A 16,080-nucleotide genomic window follows, 5' to 3' on the forward strand; every position below is an offset into this window, starting at 1 on the left:
ATGAGTCGCTTTTGGAGCGGTTTTGTTAAAGAGTTAGACCCTTATGTGCCAGGTGAACAACCCAAACTGGCCAATTTAACGAAGCTCAATACCAATGAAAATCCGTACGGCCCATCACCAAAAGTGATTGAGGCCATTCGCATGGCGGCAAGTGATCGCTTGCGTTTATACCCGGACCCGACATCAGCCGAGCTACGGCAAGCAATCGCTGATTTTTATCAGATCGATAGCGCGTATGTGTTTGTCGGAAATGGCTCTGACGAAGTTCTTGGACATGTGTTTAATGCGCTGTTTAGGCATGAATCGCCTATCTTATTTCCAGACATCAGCTATAGCTTTTATCCGGTCTATTGTCAGCTTTATCAGATAAGCTTTGACAAAGTACCGTTAAATGATGCATTTGAGATTGATGTGGATGACTATAGCAATACCAACGGTGGGATTATTTTTCCTAATCCCAACGCGCCTACAGGCTGTTTATTAGCGCTTTCTGACATCGAAAAATTACTACGAAAGAATACCGATTCAGTTGTAGTGATTGATGAAGCATATATTGATTTTGGTGGTGAGTCTGCCGTCAGTCTGGTCAAAGATTATCCTAATCTTTTGGTTGTACAGACAATGTCAAAGTCGCGGTCCCTAGCTGGTCTCAGGATAGGTTATGCGATTGGTCAACCTGAACTGATTGAAGCATTGATTCGGGTTAAAGACAGTTTTAATTCTTATCCCGTTGACAGTTTGGCCTCTGCTGCTGGGATTGCAGCGATGAAAGATAAAGCCTATTTCAAAGACACCTGTCAGGCAGTCATTGATGAACGAAATAAAGTGGTAACAGGGCTTCAAGAGTTAGGGTTTGATGTGCTGCCTTCAGCCGCCAATTTTGTTTTTGCTTCGCATAAGCAGGCCAAGGCCGCTGATATTGCGGCTGGACTTAGAAAAGAAGGCATTATCGTTAGACACTTTAACAAACCGCGAATTGAACAGTTTTTACGGATTTCTATTGGCACTGCAACTGAAAACCAGCAATTATTATCGGTTATGGATACGTTAGTTTAACTATTGTTTGTTAGGTTTAAACAGGTATTTCAGTCGTTTGAGATCATGATCATATTTACTTTCTAACTGTGTGATCTCGGCTTTCAGATCATTAATAGCTTGCTGTCTTACTTGAATTTCTTCTTTTGCTGCATCTAAGCGTTTTTGCATATTAGCAGTGATTTTGGCGCCACTTAGCTCACGTTGAGCAGCTTCATTTTGTAGTTGATAGAGATATTGTTTGAGATCAGGTAGCTTTTGTTGATGCATCTCAATCTGTTCTTGTCGATAAGCTATATCACTATCACGTGCGCGAATAAGATCAGCTTCCGAGCGATACGTAATCAGTAATGTTTTATCATAAGCCTGTTGTGCCTGACGGGCTTCCTCTGCCTGTTTGGCTTGTGCTTCGGCTTGCAGACGCGCTTCTTCTTCGACTTTTTGCTGTGCAGCCTGCTCGAGCAATTCTTGCTCTGTTAGGGCCGCTGGTACACGCTCAATAAGACGCATGGTTTCAGCATCAATGATGTCGTAGCCTTTCTGTGCTGCAGCAGATGGCAGCGAGGTACTTAATGTCATCACACCATTCTCGTCAGGGAAGCGGTATAGCTGACCTGCTGAGACGGAAAGGCTGAATAAGCAGAAGAATAAGAACAGGAATAATTTACGTATCATGATAATGTCTGTGTGATTGGAGTCATCTTTGAGTTTTCTCGATCAATTTATCTTGTTTTTGGTTTCATTGGTAGCCAATACTTTTTCTGCCTTCTCAGGTGGTGGTGCCGGGCTTATCCAATTTCCCGTATTAATCTTTCTCGGATTAAGTTTTTCTATTGCATTAGCGACTCATAAAGTCGCGAGTGTGGCTCTAGGAATTGGCGCTGTTTTGCGCTATTTGAAAACAAGCCGATTAGAACGCCAATTTGTTTTATTAATGTTACTAACAGGACTGCCGGGAGTCGTACTGGGTGGAAATATTATTTTGCTGGTCCCTGATCGTTGGGCAGAAATAGCATTGGGCATGTTAACCGGTGGATTGGGGATTTACTCCATTCTCAAACCACAGTTAGGTCAACATTACGTGCCTGTACACAGAGATTGGAGCGGCTGCATCATGGGGGGATTGGTTTTATTTCTGATAGGCTTCTTAAATGGCTCTCTGACCTCAGGTACCGGGCTTTTTGTGACATTATGGCTGGTAGGTTGGTTTGGTATGGATTATCAGCGTGCAGTCGCTTACACGCTGATAATGGTCGGGTTGTTTTGGAATGGTGCAGGTGCTATCACTCTGGGGCTGCTAGGTGATATTCGTTGGGATTGGTTGCCAGCATTGCTACTTGGCTCATTACTGGGCGGTTATCTGGGATCTCATCTGGCAATAAAACATGGTAATCGTTGGATTAAACGTGCATTTGAAATCGTGACTTTGTGTATATCTGTGAAATTAATCTACGGCTAATGTTTAAGCCACACCAAATTGTTCTCGATAAGCCGCCACGGCTGGCAAAAACTCACCAAAATCAGGATTGTCTTTCAAATAACCCAGAAGATCGTTGAGAGAAATGATATTCAATACAGGAATATTATGTTCGGCTTGAACTTCTTGTATGGCTGATAATTCACCCTGACCGCGTTCCTGTCTATCTAAAGCGATAATCACGCCGGCGGGTTCTGCACCTGCGGCACGGATGATCTCAACAGACTCTCTTACGGAGGTTCCGGCAGAAATGACATCATCGATGATAAGTACTTTGCCTTTGAGTTCTGCGCCAACCAATTGACCACCTTCACCGTGATCTTTGATTTCTTTTCGGTTAAACACATATGGCATATCTTGATTATGCTGATCGGCCAGCGCAACAACGGTGGTAGAGGCGAGAGGTATGCCTTTATAGGCGGGGCCGAATAACACATCAAATTTCAGTTCAGAATCAGCAATAGTTTGAGCGTAGAATCGGCCGAGTTTAGCCAGGCTGGCACCACTGTTAAATAAGCCGCTATTGAAAAAATAGGGACTTTGACGGCCTGATTTGAGCGTAAATGAGCCAAATCGTAAAACACCTGTGGCTAAGGCAAACTCGATAAATTCTTTTTGATACTGTTTAATCATGTTGTTTTTGAACTCGGTAAATCGCGACCTGACCAAATAAGTTAGGCAGACAACGTATTCCTAGACTGTCTTTATTGTTGTGATTAACAATGCTTCTGTTAAGCACGTTAAGGTGATAGTCATCACAAAGATTTTCAAAATCTTTAATCGTACATAAATGGATATTCGGTGTTTCAAACCAGGCATTCGGCAGTGTCTTTGAGACCGGCATTTTGCCACCCAGCGCTAATTGCATTCGACATTGCCAGTGTCCAAAGTTTGGGAAACCAATAATGCCATTCTTGCCAACACGGACGATTTCCTGCAGTAAGAAGTCTGGGCGTTGAATCGCTTGTAAGGTTTGCGACAAGATAACAAAGTCAAAACTCTGATCGGCAAATTGCGCTAAACCTTGATCCAAGTCTGCCTGGATAACGTTGATGCCGGCCTGAATACATTCTGCAAACTTACTGTTATCGATTTCCAGACCGTAGCCAGTGATATCTCGTTGTTGCAAATGCTTGAGCAGGCTGCCATTACCACACCCTAAGTCCAGAACTTTGGCACCATTAGGAATCCAGTCACTGATAATTTGCTGGTCAACACGTAAGGCCATCACTTCGCCCCCTCAGCAGCAATTTGCTGCATATAGGTACCAAAGATTTCTAAGTAACGAGGTATTGGCATCAAAAACGCATCATGACCCTGGTGAGCCTCGATTTCGGCATAACAGACGGATTTACCGGCAGCCAGCATCGCATTAACAATTTCTTTTGAGCGCTCTGGTGAAAAGCGCCAATCACTTGTGAACGAGATAATGAGCGATTTCGCCTGAATCTTATCGACAGTCGCGACAAGATCATCGTTAAAGTCCTGTGCCGGGTCAAAATAATCCAGTGCTTTGGTCATTAATAAATAGGTGTTGGCATCAAAGCGTTCAACGAAACTGGTACTTTGATAACGTAGGTAACTTTCAATTTGAAACTCGACGTCGTAGCCATATTGAATGGCACCATTACGTAATTCGCGACCAAACTTTTCACCCATGGCCTCATCTGACAGATAGGTAATATGTCCTAACATACGAGCTAATCCCAAGCCATGGCGTGGCAGGGTGTTATGTTTTATGTAATAACCATCATGGAAATCAGGATCAGATTTTATTGCCGTTCTAGCCACTTCATTAAACGCAATATTTTGTGCTGAAAGTTTAGGTGCAGCCGCGATGACGATAGCATGGCGAACACGTTCTGGCAGGCTGATTGACCACTGCAAAGCCTGCATGCCACCTAAGCTGCCACCAATGACGGCTGCCCATTGCTCAATGTCTAGACGATCAGCCAGCATTGCTTGACTACGAACCCAATCAGGCACGGTCAGAATAGGAAAGTCAGGGCCGAAGAGTTCACCTGTTTCCGGGTTGATGGTGTTGGGGCCTGTGGAACCTTTACAGCCACCCAAATTATTCAGACACACAACATAAAAATGGTTGGTATCGATCGCCTTACCCGGACCAATAGCCGTATCCCACCAACCGGGTTTGCGGTCTTCCATCGTATGGTAACCGGCGGCATGATGATCACCCGAAAGAGCGTGACAAATCAGTACAGCATTGCTGCCATCTTCATTTAATGAGCCATAGGTTTCATAGACTAAGTCATAACTTGACAACGTCTTACCACAGTCCAATTGAAGTGGTATATCGATATGAATTGTCGATGGTTTCACCAGACCAACAGAGTCAGCTGGTATAGATTCCGGCATATATGGTTGATTCCCGTAAAAAGCGTTAAGTCTAATCAGACTGCCGTTGTAGCGCAATCTGGATCATATATAGCGACCTGCTAATAATGGCATGACTAACATTGATAAAACTTGTAACCCCAGTAATACAAACAGCGGAGATAAGTCTACTCCTGCAATAGGAGGGATGGTCCTTCTGACAGGTCTAAGTAATGGAGCATTCATCTTACTGACTAATGGCGCGACAGGGTTGTAGGTGCCTGCCGGGGTTACCCAGCTTAAAATCACTTCGATGATGATACTGACAGTAAAAATATTGATGAATAGTTGAAATAATTCTGCCAGGAGAATGGTGAGCCATAAAAGACCTTGAGGCATTATGCCAGCGAGTATACCCACAGCGATCATTTTTATAAGTGTCACACTGATGAGTAATACCAGCGTGGCTGTATCCCAGCGACCTGCAGCAGGGATAAAGCGGCGAAGAAACTTCACCGGTACCTGAGTGAGTTTGATAATAAACTGCACCATCGGGTTGTGATATTCCCAATGTGCCCATTGCATTATCAAACGCAGAGCAACCACCACCATGTATAGATAGATGAGTGTATCAATCAGGAAAATCAGAGGGTTGCTTATATAACCACTAGTCATAGTCTTGTCCTAATTGTTCAGCGAGTTCATCAGCGCGTTGAGCTGCTGCCGTGAGTGCTTTGCTAAATAATCCGCGTAGATCGCCTTTTTCAAACACATCGAGCGCTCGCTCTGTTGTGCCGCCGGGCGATGTCACACGTTGGCGAAGTACGCAGGCTGACTCATCACTTTCCAATGCCATTTTGGCTGCACCAAAGCTGGTTTCCAGCGCGAGTAAACGTGCCGTTTCTTCAGGTAGACCTAATTCCATACCTGCTGTTTGCAGCGCTTCCAGCACCAGGAAAAAATAAGCAGGGCCACTGCCAGATAGAGCTGTTACGGCATCCATCTGTTTTTCATCGCTAATCCACAAAGCAAGGCCAACCGCTCTTAACATGGATTCCGCTAATTCATGTTGAGCAGATGTCACGTAATCATTGGCACATAGAGCGGTAGCGCCCGCCTGAACCAAAGAGGGTGTATTTGGCATGGCTCTGACAATCGCAGCTTGTTCAAAGTCTAACCAGCGAGTGATGTCATCCAATCGAATACCTGCCGCAATAGAAATGAGTAATTTATCTTGTTGCCAAGCTGGTGATATTTGGCGAATGACGGATTGCAACTGCTGCGGTTTTACCGCCAGAATCACTACATCAGCATCAGCAATCGCAGCCAGATTGTCAGTGAATGTTTTGACACTGTAGCGTGATGTTAAATTATCCAGTGTTTCAGTGTTTGCATCAGAAACATGAATGTTATCAGCGGCAAAGTCATTACTAATCAGCCCGCCTATCAGGCTGCGCGCCATATTGCCGCCACCAATAAATGCGATTGTGCATTGCTTCATTTGTTCACCTTTGTATCTGTATTAGTTGGAATTTGATGCATTAAATGCTTAACGTTTATCACGTTGTCCAAATAATGCTGTCCCGATGCGTACCATTGTACTGCCACAAGCGATGGCTGTAGACATATCTGCACTCATTCCCATAGATAGAGTATCAACCTGCGGGTATGTCTGACGTAATTGCTGAAACAATTCATAAGCACGTGAGAAGCTGTCTTTTTCTTCGTCGGTGGATTGTTTGGGAGAGGGAATAACCATCAATCCTCTTAGGCAAAGCTTATCGAGAGTGGCGATATAGTCAGCTAATGTCTGTAGCTTTTCCGGACTGGTGCCTGACTTGGTGTCTTCTTCATCAATATTGATTTGTATGCAGACATTGAGAGGCGCAAGTGAATCCGGTCTGTGCTCATCTAAACGGCGGGCAATTTTTTCTCTATCAACGCTCTGAACCCAATCAAAATGCCCGGCGATATCACGGGTTTTATTCGATTGGATAGGACCAATGAAATGCCATTCCAGATCAAGATCAGCCAAAGCATCAATCTTATCCAAGGCTTCCTGCAAATAGTTTTCACCAAACTGGCGCTGACCGAGTAACGCCACTTCACGCAATGCCTCTGCAGGCCATGTTTTGCTGACGGCCAATAATTGTATGCTTTTCGGATCACGTTGTGCGGAAGATGCCGATGTCGATATTTCGTGATGAATTTGTTGGAAACGTTTTTTTACATCTGTCATGTTGCAAGCCTCATAAGGGCGCGATACCTTTATACACATTGCTTAAATTTTCAATTAACTAGACTACACCAAACCGCATAGGAATCGTTGATGGATATTACTGAATTGCTTGCGTTCAGCGCAAAAAACAATGCCTCGGATTTACATGTTTCATCAGGTGAGCCGCCAATGATCCGTGTCGATGGTGATATCAAGCGCATTAACCTGCCAGCGATGGAACATAAAGATGTTCACGCGATGATTTATGACATTATGAATGACAAACAGCGCAAGGACTTTGAAGAGTTCCTGGAAGCTGATTTCTCATTTGAGGTGCCGGGCTTGGCACGTTTTCGTGTCAATGCTTTCAATCAGAACCGCGGTGCGGCGGCTGTTTTTAGAACGATTCCATCCAAAGTACTGAGTCTTGAAGATCTTGGCGCTCCCGACATATTCAAAACTATTGCGGATAATCATCGTGGGATTGTATTGGTGACTGGGCCAACCGGTTCGGGTAAATCCACAACGCTGGCAGGCATGATTAATTATCGAAATGAAAAAGATAATGAACATATTTTAACCATTGAAGACCCGATCGAATTCGTACATCAAAGTAAAAAATGTTTGATCAATCAGCGTGAAGTGCATCGTGATACACATGGTTTTAGTGAAGCGCTTAGAAGTGCTTTGCGTGAAGATCCAGATATCATTCTGGTAGGTGAGTTACGTGATCTGGAGACAATTAGATTGGCGTTGACAGCCGCTGAAACCGGGCATTTAGTCTTTGGTACCTTACATACCTCGTCTGCAGCAAAAACCATTGACCGCATCATTGACGTGTTCCCTGCTGCGGAAAAAGATATGGTGCGTTCTATGTTATCTGAATCATTGCGCGCGGTTATTTCGCAAACATTAATGAAAAAAGTCGGCGGTGGTCGAATTGCTGCGCATGAAATCATGATTGGCACGCCTGCCATCAGAAATCTAATACGCGAAGATAAAGTACCGCAGATGTACTCTGCTATTCAGACGGGCGGCGCTATTGGAATGCAAACGTTAGATCAGTGTTTACAAGATTTGGTCAGAAGACAAAAAGTGACAAAACAGGAAGCATTACCACGTGCTGTTAATAAAGACTTATTCCGTTAAAGAGGTGTGATATGGAAATTGTCACAATTTTAAAAGCCGCTGTGAAACATGATGCTTCAGATGTGTTCATCACCGCTGGTCGGCCCGTCACCTTAAAGGTCAATGGACGTATGGCGACACTCTCACAAGATGCACTGCAGGATGATGAGGCCAGAGATTTAGTATTAAGCACGATGTCTGATGCTCAGAAAAAAACATTTGAGCGTGAAAAAGAGTGTAACTACGCACTGGAGACTAAAGGTGCAGGTCGTTTTCGTATCAGTGCGCTTTATCAACGCAATAAAATTGCCATGGTGATGCGTCGAATTAAAGACGAGATTCCTACTATTGAAGACATCCATGTGCCTCAAGTCATCAAAGAATTATCGATGACAAAACGTGGTTTAGTCATTTTTGTCGGTGCAACAGGCAGTGGTAAGTCAACGACATTGGCTGCCATGATCGGTTACCGTAATCAGAATAGTACGGGTCACATTTTGACGATTGAAGATCCTATTGAGTTTGACCATAAACACGCTGGCTGTGTTGTTACACAACGAGAAGTTGGAATAGACACTGACTCGTATGAAATCGCGCTTCGTAACTCTTTGCGGCAGGCGCCGGATGTGATCATGATTGGTGAGATACGTACCCGTGAGACGATGGATTACGGTGTCGCATTTGCCGAAACCGGTCATCTTTGTTTATCCACCTTACATGCAAATAACGCGAACCAGGCTATGGACAGGATTATCAACTTTTTTCCTGAAGAGCGTCATCAACAGTTATTTTTAGATCTTTCCTTAAATCTGAAAGCCGTTATCGCTCAGCGACTAATCCCTAAAAAAGATGGCTCGGGCAGGGCTGTTGCGGTTGAGGTGCTTCTGAATACGCCGCTGATTGCTGATTTAATCGAGAAGGGCAAGGTTTATGAAATTAAAGAAGTGATGAAACGCTCTAAAGAGCTGGGTATGCAGACATTTGATCAGGCCGTCTATGACTTGTACAAAGCCGGTGAAATCAGCTACGAGGAAGCCTTACGTAACGCTGATTCAGCTAATGAAGTACGGCTAATGATTAAATTGGGTATGGAGTCGGGGGAACTGGCTAAAGACAGTGCTGTTTCCAGTTTATCCTTACAAGCTGAACCTGAGGATGTAATAGGGCGTATGTAGCTGTTGTTTTTTTGACACAGCATTCACGCAATCACTAATAAGATCTATTAGACGTCAAGCAAATACTGGTTTAATATGTAGCGAAAGTACCACACTCGGTATTGAGCAAATCAAAATTTAAGACGTGTTCATTTATTTTTCTACGGAAAAGGAAGGCAATATGAAATTATCAAAACTCCTGTCAGCAGCGTTTGCAATAGCTTTGCTGGCTGGTTGTGCGGGTAATCCGAAAACAACTAACCAAAACATTATGTGTGCAGTAGGTGGTGCTCTAGTTGGTGGTGCCGCAGGCGCTGCCGCAGGTGATTCTGATGCTGCAGCTGGAAGTGCTGTAGTAGGTTCAATGCTCGCACTATTACTTTGCCCTAACGGTGAAGAAGAACAAGAAGCAGCAGTAGAAAAACCAGTATGTGCTGTAGAGCCACCTCCAGGTGCCTTAGTTGATCAAAATGGTTGTGCATATGACACAGATAAAGATGGTGTGTACGACGGTATCGACATGTGCCAACAAACACCTCCTGGTGTGACTGTTGACCGCGTAGGTTGTGCGCTTGACTCTGATGGTGATGCAGTGCCTGACTACAAAGATCTGTGCCCTAATACACCTAAAGGCGTCATTGTTGACCAAGATGGTTGCCCATTAGCAGGTGAAAAAGTGCTGTCTTTAGAAGGCGTTAATTTCGCATTTGATAAAGCGACGTTGACTGACGATGCGAAACAAATTCTTGAAGAAGCTGTTTCTGTTCTGAAAGATACTGATAGCGTTGTTGAAGTACGTGTTGAAGGTCACACTGATAGCATCGGTAGTGAAGCATACAACCAAAAACTGTCACAAGAACGTGCTCAGTCTGTTGTTGACTACCTGACTTCTCGTGGTATTAACGGTAGCTACCTTATCCCAGTAGGTATGGGTGAAAAATTCCCAGTTGCTACAAATGATACAGACGCTGGAAGAGCGAAAAACCGTCGTGTTGATTTCGTTGTTAACGAATAAAACAAGACAACATTACAAGTGATGATAAAAGGCCCTGCTTGCAGGGCCTTTTTTTTATCCATATCCAGAAGAATGATTAAATCGTTATAGTAGCCATCAGCCACTGAAGAGTAGTTAAGCACTCATGCAGACTTGGTTTGCAATGGGTATGGAGAACACTAGGCGAGTTATATCTGTTTGCTTTGAGCTGTAAGCCCTCTCTTAGTGGTCGATTCTTGACTACAAGTACTCCTCTAAGGTTTGAGTGGAACAATTCTATTATCCAAGAGGAGAGAAAAAACTGACTTGAGCTGAGAGATAAAAGGAGTTTTTCCTATATTAGAATAAGCCGTGTTTATCTATTATTAAATTCAGCTTTACGGCTTTCATTGGTTTTCCCTTCGCCCTCTCAGTTTTCTGATGAGGGCTTTTTTTTGCCTGAAGAAAATCCATTTAAAAAGATTGAGGATTAATAAGGTTACCTCAACGTGCAAGCTGTTTTCTTTGGAAGCAGAGAAAATAAATTGATCCCCCATAAAAAAAGACTCCGATGATATGTCTATCACCGGAGTCTTATGCACTGTGTCAATCTATAGTATTAGGATGATCTTATAGGCTGAACACGCTCAGAACGCCACCTAAAGAAGTCCAGCTTGATAACGATTTGTAGGCACCAACAGCACCTAAGCCATCGGTGTCATTTTCCAGGTTGTTGGTCATGCCGATACCAGCCCAGCCACCAATGCCTGACAAGATAGCAATATATTGTTTGCCATCGTGTTTATAGGTGTTCACATTGCCCACGATGCCTGATGGGGTTTTGAAACGCCATAGCTCACGTCCAGTTTGAGCATCAACTGCTTTTAAATATCCTTCTAAAGTACCGTAGAAGACGACATCACCGGCTGTCGCTAAAGCACCTGACCATACTGAGAATCTTTCTTTATCAGACCAGACGATTTTACCTTCACGTGCATCCCAGGCAATAAAGTTGCCCATATTGTCTTTTTCAGCAGCAAACATATTGACTGAGGCGCCTACATAAGGTTGACCCGCTAAATATTCCACCTCAAATGGTTCCAGGTCCATACAAATATGGTTTGTTGGCACATAGAACAGGCCCGTTTTTGGTGAGTATGCAGCAGGTTGTTGATCCTTAGCACCATGTGCTGCCGGGCAGATTCCAGTCGTGTTTGTATCTTCACCATTATGTTCAGGAGAGAACTGTTTATTACGGTCGGGTAAGCCTGTTTTCAGATTAACGCTATTCGCCCAGTTAACCGAAGGATCAAACTTGTTGGCGACTAATAATTCACCTGATGCACGATCCATGGTGTAGCCAAAACCATTACGGTCAAAATGCACTGCTGTTTTGCGCATTTTGCCTTTGACTTTTTGATCGGCAAGAATGACTTCGTTGACACCGTCGTAATCCCATTCATCATGTGGCGTCATTTGATAAATCCATTTCGCCATGCCTGTATCTAAATCACGGGCAAACAATGACATAGTCCATTTGTTATCACCAGGACGTTGCAGTGGATTCCATGTCGATGGGTTACCCGTACCATAGTAAAACAGGTTCAGATCCGGATCGTATGAATACCATCCCCAAGTCGTACCACCACCAATTTTCCATTGATCACCTTTCCAGGTGTTTAATGATGAATTTTCACCAACAGGTTTCAGCATCGATGTTGTTTTTTCAGGATCTACCAACATCTCTGCATCAGGACCTGTGCTGTAGGCTTTATATAAAGACTTACCATTTAAATCGTAAGTCTGAACATAACCACGAACACCAAATTCACCACCAGAGATACCAACAACGATTTTATCTTTAAATACATGAGCAACCCCCGTGTTAGTTGCACCGACTCTGGGATCATCGCGTTTATCAGACCAAACTATTTTGCCGGTTTCCGCGTCTAAAGCTACCAAGGTAGTATCGGCCTGGTTTAGGAAGATTTTGCCATCACCATAAGCTAAACCACGATTGATGACGTCACAGCACATAACAGGTACGGTGTCATCATAGTTTTGTTTGGGTTCATATTTCCATTTGATGGCACCGTCATTATTTAGGTCTAATGCATACACAATGTTTGGAAATGGCGTATGAATGTATAAGGTATCGCCAATAACAAGTGAATTACCTTCATGACCCTTTAATACACCTGTTGAAAATGACCAGGCCATATTCAGATCTTTAACGTTCTCTTTATTGATATCCGTTAATTCACTATAGCGATGATTTTCATAGTTACCTGCTGACATCACCCACTCATTCGGGTCTTTTTGCATAGAAAGCAATTCATCTGCATAACTTGTCATGGGTAGAGCAACTGACATTAAAGCCAGAGATATTGTTGTTTTTTTCATCATTTTTCCCTTCAAACTTAAGATATAGAAGTAAGCGGAAGCTGAAGTCGCCACTTCTTTACCAAACGCTGACGTATAAAAAAACAGAAGGTTTTTCTATAAGTCATCATTTACCAAACACAAAATCATGTTTGATAATCCCCAAGGGGTAGGGAAAGACTAACAGTCAAAAAAAGGAACTAATTGCACTAGTTTCCAAAAATAATGGCCGATTGGAATCTCAGACAAGTAACGATGGTAGGGGGAGTATCTTAGAGCAAACTATTTATAAAGAGAGCGTATGGGGAGTTGCTCCCAGTTAACAATCATTGGACTTGTGGATGTAAAAGGTTGAGTGGCATTGCTTGGGGGCGTAACTAAATAAGCGTCCATTATTTCTATTGTGGATGAGATAAAGACTGCGAGCTGATATTGCTCAGATGTGAATGAAGATAAAGTACAGTTAGGAGACTGGCTCAACCTCCCAGTATCAATAGTATGGAAAGGTGTTTTGAATTGTGTTGATCTCGGCAGAGATTTATAAAACGCTTCTTTTATGCACCAGCATTGGTAAAAATAATCTTGAGATGTGTTTGAGGAGTAAAGTTCATATTCTCTCTCAGACATAAAACTTTTGGCCATGCCAATCATATTGTTACGTGGTTTCTTAATTTCTATATCAACACCACATGGTAAGTCTGCAAACACAATAGCTACCCAGTCATGGCTATGGGACAGGCTACAAAAGAAGGGGCTGGTTAATTGGGGGAGTTTGGGACAGGTATCCGTGTTGTCATCAATAACCACATCCTCAAAGTGAATACCAAACAGATGATTAACGGCGTATTTAATTAACCATCGGCTTAATAAAAATTGTTGTCGCTTTTTGGGGGAGGATAGTCGGTGATATCTTTGAGTACTCGATTCGTCTAAAAAATCTGAATTAAGAGAATCTGAACTGCCCTCAAGGTTGGCTAACCAGAGTTGAGGGCAGTGTAGGTGTTTATTCAGCAAGTTTAACGACATCACCCTTCAAAGCGACGCCAGCGATAATAGCGCCTGCATGGCACTCATACTCGCTTGTGCTGATAAATGCGTTCTTTTTGTAATAGCTCTCTATATTTATAACGGCATTACCACCTTCAGCTCGGACTCTATCTTGGAATGAGAGTAGTGCACTGAGGAGAACCCATTCACACGCCTCTTTGTCGGTTTTATTAAAGGCGTTCGTTTTTTTATTGCTTACGAAGTTACCTTTGTCTTCAAGGACTTTTGTATCTGCTGGTTGACCAAAAATAAAGCGAATGGTGGGGTCCAGCTTTTCTTTGAAGTCAGCCGATTCCATTGCCTCTTTGATTGAAAAAAGGTGTTTTGTATCTCGAGCAAATGCTTGGCTAGATAACACCATAGTGGCAAGAATCAATATCGAAAAGACTTTTTTCATGAGATAACGTCCATGTGTAAAAAGCGAGCAGTATAGTTCATCGGCTGTTTTACTACAATTTCCATGTTTTTTCTTGCATATATCAATGATGAAAGTAGAATTCTTCCAACACTTGATTACTTTATGACAAACGTTAGACACAAACGCTAACCGAACGGACTCGCATGACATCACAGAGGTTGACTCATTGATTAAGCTGAAGTTGGAGTCATGGTCCGCCTTGGCACCTGGCATGGAAGATACAGACGCATGGATGAAGTGGTTTGATGATATTGATAGCAAACCATCCGAAAATACACCTATCCAGATAAAACAAGTACCGGCTTTGTTGCGTCGTCGTTTTACGACGCTGGGTAAAATTGCTGCGAAAGCCACGTTTAACCTGATGGAGAGTAAACAGGGGATTTCTACGATCTTCGCTACCCGTCATGGTGATACGCCGCTGACATTATCATTATTAAAAGATATTGGTAACAGTGAGCCTTTATCACCAACCAGTTTCAGTCTGGCTGTGCATAATGCGGTAGGCGGATTGTTGTCGATCGCTCGTCAGGATGTTGCTCCTATTACAGCGATAGCCAGTACTGAAAATTTAGTACTGAGCACATTGCATGAGGCTGCTGCACAGCTAGAAGTCTATGGCAAGGTGTTATGTGTTATCTATGACGTACCATTACCCGATATTTATCAACGGTTTTCTCAAAGTTTACCTTTTCCTGTGGCCGTTGCCTTTATTGTCAGTCATGATGAAACCCTTGATTCAGCCATAGAGTTTGCACGTGAACCCACATTTGATTCTTCATTCAGTTCTGAGCAAGGACTGTTTGATTTTATTTCGCTGTTAATGAGCTATCAGCAAGAGATTAAGCTCACCACAGCAGCAAGTTGTTGGCGTGTTAGAAGGTTAGAACGGTGAGAAATGTGCAGCGACTTTGGCGATTATTAGCAACAGCTGTTAGTTTCTTACTCTTTGGCTTGGGCGGAATTATCATTCCGTTGGTCGTCATTCCTGTTATTTATCTGTTGCCTGGAGATGTACAGCGCAGAGAAAGACGAGGCAAAGCCTTTATTCATCATAGCTTTCGGGTTTATATTCGATTAATGAAAAGCATGGGCATCCTTTCATATGAGCTTGAAGATATTGATCGATTAAAGGAAGCCAAGCTTGTTTTAGCCAATCACCCGACTTTGATAGATGTCGTTTTTCTGATCTCTCTGATCCCACAAGCAAACTGCGTGGTAAAAAGTGCGTTGATGCGTAATCCGTTCACGCGAGGCCCACTGAAAGCCGCTGGCTACATTGTTAATGATGATAGCGTGGACGATGTGATTGCAGCGGCTGAAGCTGCGTTTAAACATGGTGATGTGCTGATTATTTTTCCTGAGGGAACACGTTCAATTCCTGGAAAAGTATTAACCTTAAAGCGTGGTGCAGCCAATGTTGCAGTTAGGACTCAAGTTGACGTTACCCCGGTTTTAATTGATTGTCAGCCTGTCACGTTGACCAAAGGACAACCTTGGTACCAAATCCCTGATAGCAAGCCACATTTCAAGATTACAGTGGCAGAGCCGATAGCTATTACCGATTTTATAAAACAGGATAAACCTTCTGTTGCCGCAAGAAACTTAACCTCTGCGTTAAGTCAGTATTTTAATGAGGAGATAGGATTGCGTGAACGCACTGCATAATGAAATAAAATTAATGATTATCAACAGCCTCGATCTGGAAGATATCGATGTTGAGGATATCGACAGTGACGAACCCTTATTTGTGGATGGACTTGGACTCGACTCGATTGATGCACTGGAGATTGGTTTAGCGCTACAAAAGCAATATGGCATTAAACTTAAGTCAGACTCGGAAGAGACAAGGCAACATTTTGCCAGTGTGAGTGCTTTAGCTGCTCTGGTTGAAGAACATAGAACAAAATAGAA

General features: G+C 43.2%; 18 protein-coding genes. 8 read left to right on the top strand and 10 right to left on the bottom strand.

Translation table 11 applies throughout. The features are described from left to right. Positions 1-1,056: a histidinol-phosphate transaminase gene (gene hisC, locus B3V56_RS02180; protein ID WP_289282410.1), complete on the top strand. Its 1,056-nt coding sequence runs from the start codon at positions 1-3 to the stop codon at positions 1,054-1,056. Here hisC and B3V56_RS02185 read toward each other — a convergent pair whose 3' ends face one another. Next, positions 1,057-1,710: a DUF4124 domain-containing protein gene (locus tag B3V56_RS02185; RefSeq protein WP_289244502.1), complete on the bottom strand. Its 654-nt coding sequence runs from the start codon at positions 1,708-1,710 to the stop codon at positions 1,057-1,059. A gap of 28 nt (positions 1,711-1,738) precedes the next feature. On the opposite strand from B3V56_RS02185, the gene B3V56_RS02190 reads away from it, so the two are divergent. Beyond that, entirely contained in the window at positions 1,739-2,494 is a 756-nt protein-coding gene (locus B3V56_RS02190) for a sulfite exporter TauE/SafE family protein (RefSeq protein ID WP_289244501.1), read from the top strand. 3 nt (positions 2,495-2,497) lie between these two features. On the opposite strand, the gene pyrE is transcribed toward B3V56_RS02190, so the two are convergent. The 6 genes from pyrE to B3V56_RS02220 all read right to left on the bottom strand — a co-directional run bounded on the left by pyrE (position 2,498) and on the right by B3V56_RS02220 (position 7,085). Next, positions 2,498-3,142, bottom strand: coding sequence for an orotate phosphoribosyltransferase (gene pyrE, locus B3V56_RS02195; RefSeq protein WP_289244543.1), 645 nt, complete (start codon positions 3,140-3,142; stop codon positions 2,498-2,500). Beyond that, positions 3,138-3,740 (bottom strand): methionine biosynthesis protein MetW, encoded by a 603-nt coding sequence (metW, locus tag B3V56_RS02200; protein WP_286303636.1) that lies wholly within the window; start codon positions 3,738-3,740, stop codon positions 3,138-3,140. Before metW ends, pyrE begins: the two co-directional genes overlap by 5 nt. Continuing rightward, on the bottom strand, positions 3,740-4,888 hold the full coding sequence (gene metX / locus B3V56_RS02205) for a homoserine O-succinyltransferase MetX (protein ID WP_289282412.1): 1,149 nt from the start codon (positions 4,886-4,888) through the stop codon (positions 3,740-3,742). The genes metW and metX overlap by 1 nt, the downstream gene beginning before the upstream one ends. 63 nt (positions 4,889-4,951) lie before the next feature. After that, complete coding sequence (locus B3V56_RS02210; protein WP_289282413.1) at positions 4,952-5,521, bottom strand: YggT family protein; 570 nt, start codon at positions 5,519-5,521, stop codon at positions 4,952-4,954. After that, positions 5,514-6,347 (bottom strand): pyrroline-5-carboxylate reductase, encoded by an 834-nt coding sequence (proC, locus tag B3V56_RS02215; RefSeq protein WP_289282414.1) that lies wholly within the window; start codon positions 6,345-6,347, stop codon positions 5,514-5,516. Before proC ends, B3V56_RS02210 begins: the two co-directional genes overlap by 8 nt. Before the next feature lie 48 nt (positions 6,348-6,395). Continuing rightward, entirely contained in the window at positions 6,396-7,085 is a 690-nt protein-coding gene (locus B3V56_RS02220; RefSeq protein ID WP_286303640.1) for a YggS family pyridoxal phosphate-dependent enzyme, read from the bottom strand. Between the two features lie 90 nt (positions 7,086-7,175). Between B3V56_RS02220 and B3V56_RS02225 the strand changes: the two genes are divergently transcribed. The 3 genes from B3V56_RS02225 to B3V56_RS02235 all read left to right on the top strand — a co-directional run bounded on the left by B3V56_RS02225 (position 7,176) and on the right by B3V56_RS02235 (position 10,361). Then, positions 7,176-8,213 carry a type IV pilus twitching motility protein PilT gene (locus B3V56_RS02225; protein ID WP_286303641.1) on the top strand — a complete coding sequence of 346 codons (1,038 nt, stop codon included), beginning with the start codon at positions 7,176-7,178 and terminating at the stop codon, positions 8,211-8,213. Between the two features lie 11 nt (positions 8,214-8,224). Further along, positions 8,225-9,367, top strand: coding sequence for a PilT/PilU family type 4a pilus ATPase (locus B3V56_RS02230; protein WP_289244497.1), 1,143 nt, complete (start codon positions 8,225-8,227; stop codon positions 9,365-9,367). A 160-nt stretch (positions 9,368-9,527) separates the two neighbouring features. Next, positions 9,528-10,361 carry an OmpA family protein gene (locus tag B3V56_RS02235; RefSeq protein WP_286303644.1) on the top strand — a complete coding sequence of 278 codons (834 nt, stop codon included), beginning with the start codon at positions 9,528-9,530 and terminating at the stop codon, positions 10,359-10,361. 588 nt (positions 10,362-10,949) lie between these two features. Here B3V56_RS02235 and B3V56_RS02240 read toward each other — a convergent pair. From B3V56_RS02240 to B3V56_RS02250, 3 genes are all read right to left on the bottom strand, one after another. Then, on the bottom strand, positions 10,950-12,722 hold the full coding sequence (locus tag B3V56_RS02240) for a methanol/ethanol family PQQ-dependent dehydrogenase (RefSeq protein WP_289283928.1): 1,773 nt from the start codon (positions 12,720-12,722) through the stop codon (positions 10,950-10,952). 261 nt (positions 12,723-12,983) lie between these two features. After that, entirely contained in the window at positions 12,984-13,715 is a 732-nt protein-coding gene (locus tag B3V56_RS02245) for a 4'-phosphopantetheinyl transferase family protein (protein ID WP_286303645.1), read from the bottom strand. Next, positions 13,705-14,145 (bottom strand): hypothetical protein, encoded by a 441-nt coding sequence (locus tag B3V56_RS02250; protein WP_289244494.1) that lies wholly within the window; start codon positions 14,143-14,145, stop codon positions 13,705-13,707. Before B3V56_RS02250 ends, B3V56_RS02245 begins: the two co-directional genes overlap by 11 nt. 232 nt (positions 14,146-14,377) lie before the next feature. Here B3V56_RS02250 and B3V56_RS02255 point away from each other — a divergent pair, with 232 nt between their 5' ends. The 3 genes from B3V56_RS02255 to B3V56_RS02265 are packed head-to-tail and all read left to right on the top strand — an operon-like array spanning position 14,378 to position 16,078. Then, positions 14,378-15,061, top strand: a complete 684-nt coding sequence (locus B3V56_RS02255) for a beta-ketoacyl synthase chain length factor (protein WP_289282050.1) — start codon at positions 14,378-14,380, stop codon at positions 15,059-15,061. A 5-nt stretch (positions 15,062-15,066) separates the two neighbouring features. Continuing rightward, a complete protein-coding gene (locus B3V56_RS02260) occupies positions 15,067-15,834 on the top strand; it encodes a lysophospholipid acyltransferase family protein (RefSeq protein WP_289244492.1) in 768 nt (255 codons plus the stop codon). Further along, positions 15,818-16,078 carry a phosphopantetheine-binding protein gene (locus tag B3V56_RS02265; RefSeq protein WP_289244491.1) on the top strand — a complete coding sequence of 87 codons (261 nt, stop codon included), beginning with the start codon at positions 15,818-15,820 and terminating at the stop codon, positions 16,076-16,078. Before B3V56_RS02260 ends, B3V56_RS02265 begins: the two co-directional genes overlap by 17 nt. The last annotated feature ends 2 nt before the right edge of the window (positions 16,079-16,080 follow it).

The organism is Methylophaga sp. UBA2513 (genome assembly GCF_002341285.1).
Taxonomy (GTDB): Bacteria; Pseudomonadota; Gammaproteobacteria; order Nitrosococcales; family Methylophagaceae; genus Methylophaga; species Methylophaga marina.

Excerpts from the sequence above, each read along its gene's own strand:
- metW (WP_286303636.1), bottom strand. The coding sequence starts at position 3,740 with ATGGCCTTACGTGTTGACCAGCAAATTATCAGTGACTGGATTCCTAAT.
- B3V56_RS02250 (WP_289244494.1), bottom strand. The coding sequence starts at position 14,145 with ATGAAAAAAGTCTTTTCGATATTGATTCTTGCCACTATGGTGTTATCT.
- proC (WP_289282414.1), bottom strand. The coding sequence starts at position 6,347 with ATGAAGCAATGCACAATCGCATTTATTGGTGGCGGCAATATGGCGCGC.
- metX (WP_289282412.1), bottom strand. The coding sequence starts at position 4,888 with ATGCCGGAATCTATACCAGCTGACTCTGTTGGTCTGGTGAAACCATCG.
- B3V56_RS02210 (WP_289282413.1), bottom strand. The coding sequence starts at position 5,521 with ATGACTAGTGGTTATATAAGCAACCCTCTGATTTTCCTGATTGATACA.
- B3V56_RS02240 (WP_289283928.1), bottom strand. The coding sequence starts at position 12,722 with ATGAAAAAAACAACAATATCTCTGGCTTTAATGTCAGTTGCTCTACCC.
- hisC (WP_289282410.1), top strand. The coding sequence starts at position 1 with ATGAGTCGCTTTTGGAGCGGTTTTGTTAAAGAGTTAGACCCTTATGTG.
- B3V56_RS02185 (WP_289244502.1), bottom strand. The coding sequence starts at position 1,710 with ATGATACGTAAATTATTCCTGTTCTTATTCTTCTGCTTATTCAGCCTT.
- B3V56_RS02225 (WP_286303641.1), top strand. The coding sequence starts at position 7,176 with ATGGATATTACTGAATTGCTTGCGTTCAGCGCAAAAAACAATGCCTCG.
- B3V56_RS02230 (WP_289244497.1), top strand. The coding sequence starts at position 8,225 with ATGGAAATTGTCACAATTTTAAAAGCCGCTGTGAAACATGATGCTTCA.
- B3V56_RS02220 (WP_286303640.1), bottom strand. The coding sequence starts at position 7,085 with ATGACAGATGTAAAAAAACGTTTCCAACAAATTCATCACGAAATATCG.
- B3V56_RS02235 (WP_286303644.1), top strand. The coding sequence starts at position 9,528 with ATGAAATTATCAAAACTCCTGTCAGCAGCGTTTGCAATAGCTTTGCTG.
- B3V56_RS02255 (WP_289282050.1), top strand. The coding sequence starts at position 14,378 with ATGGAAGATACAGACGCATGGATGAAGTGGTTTGATGATATTGATAGC.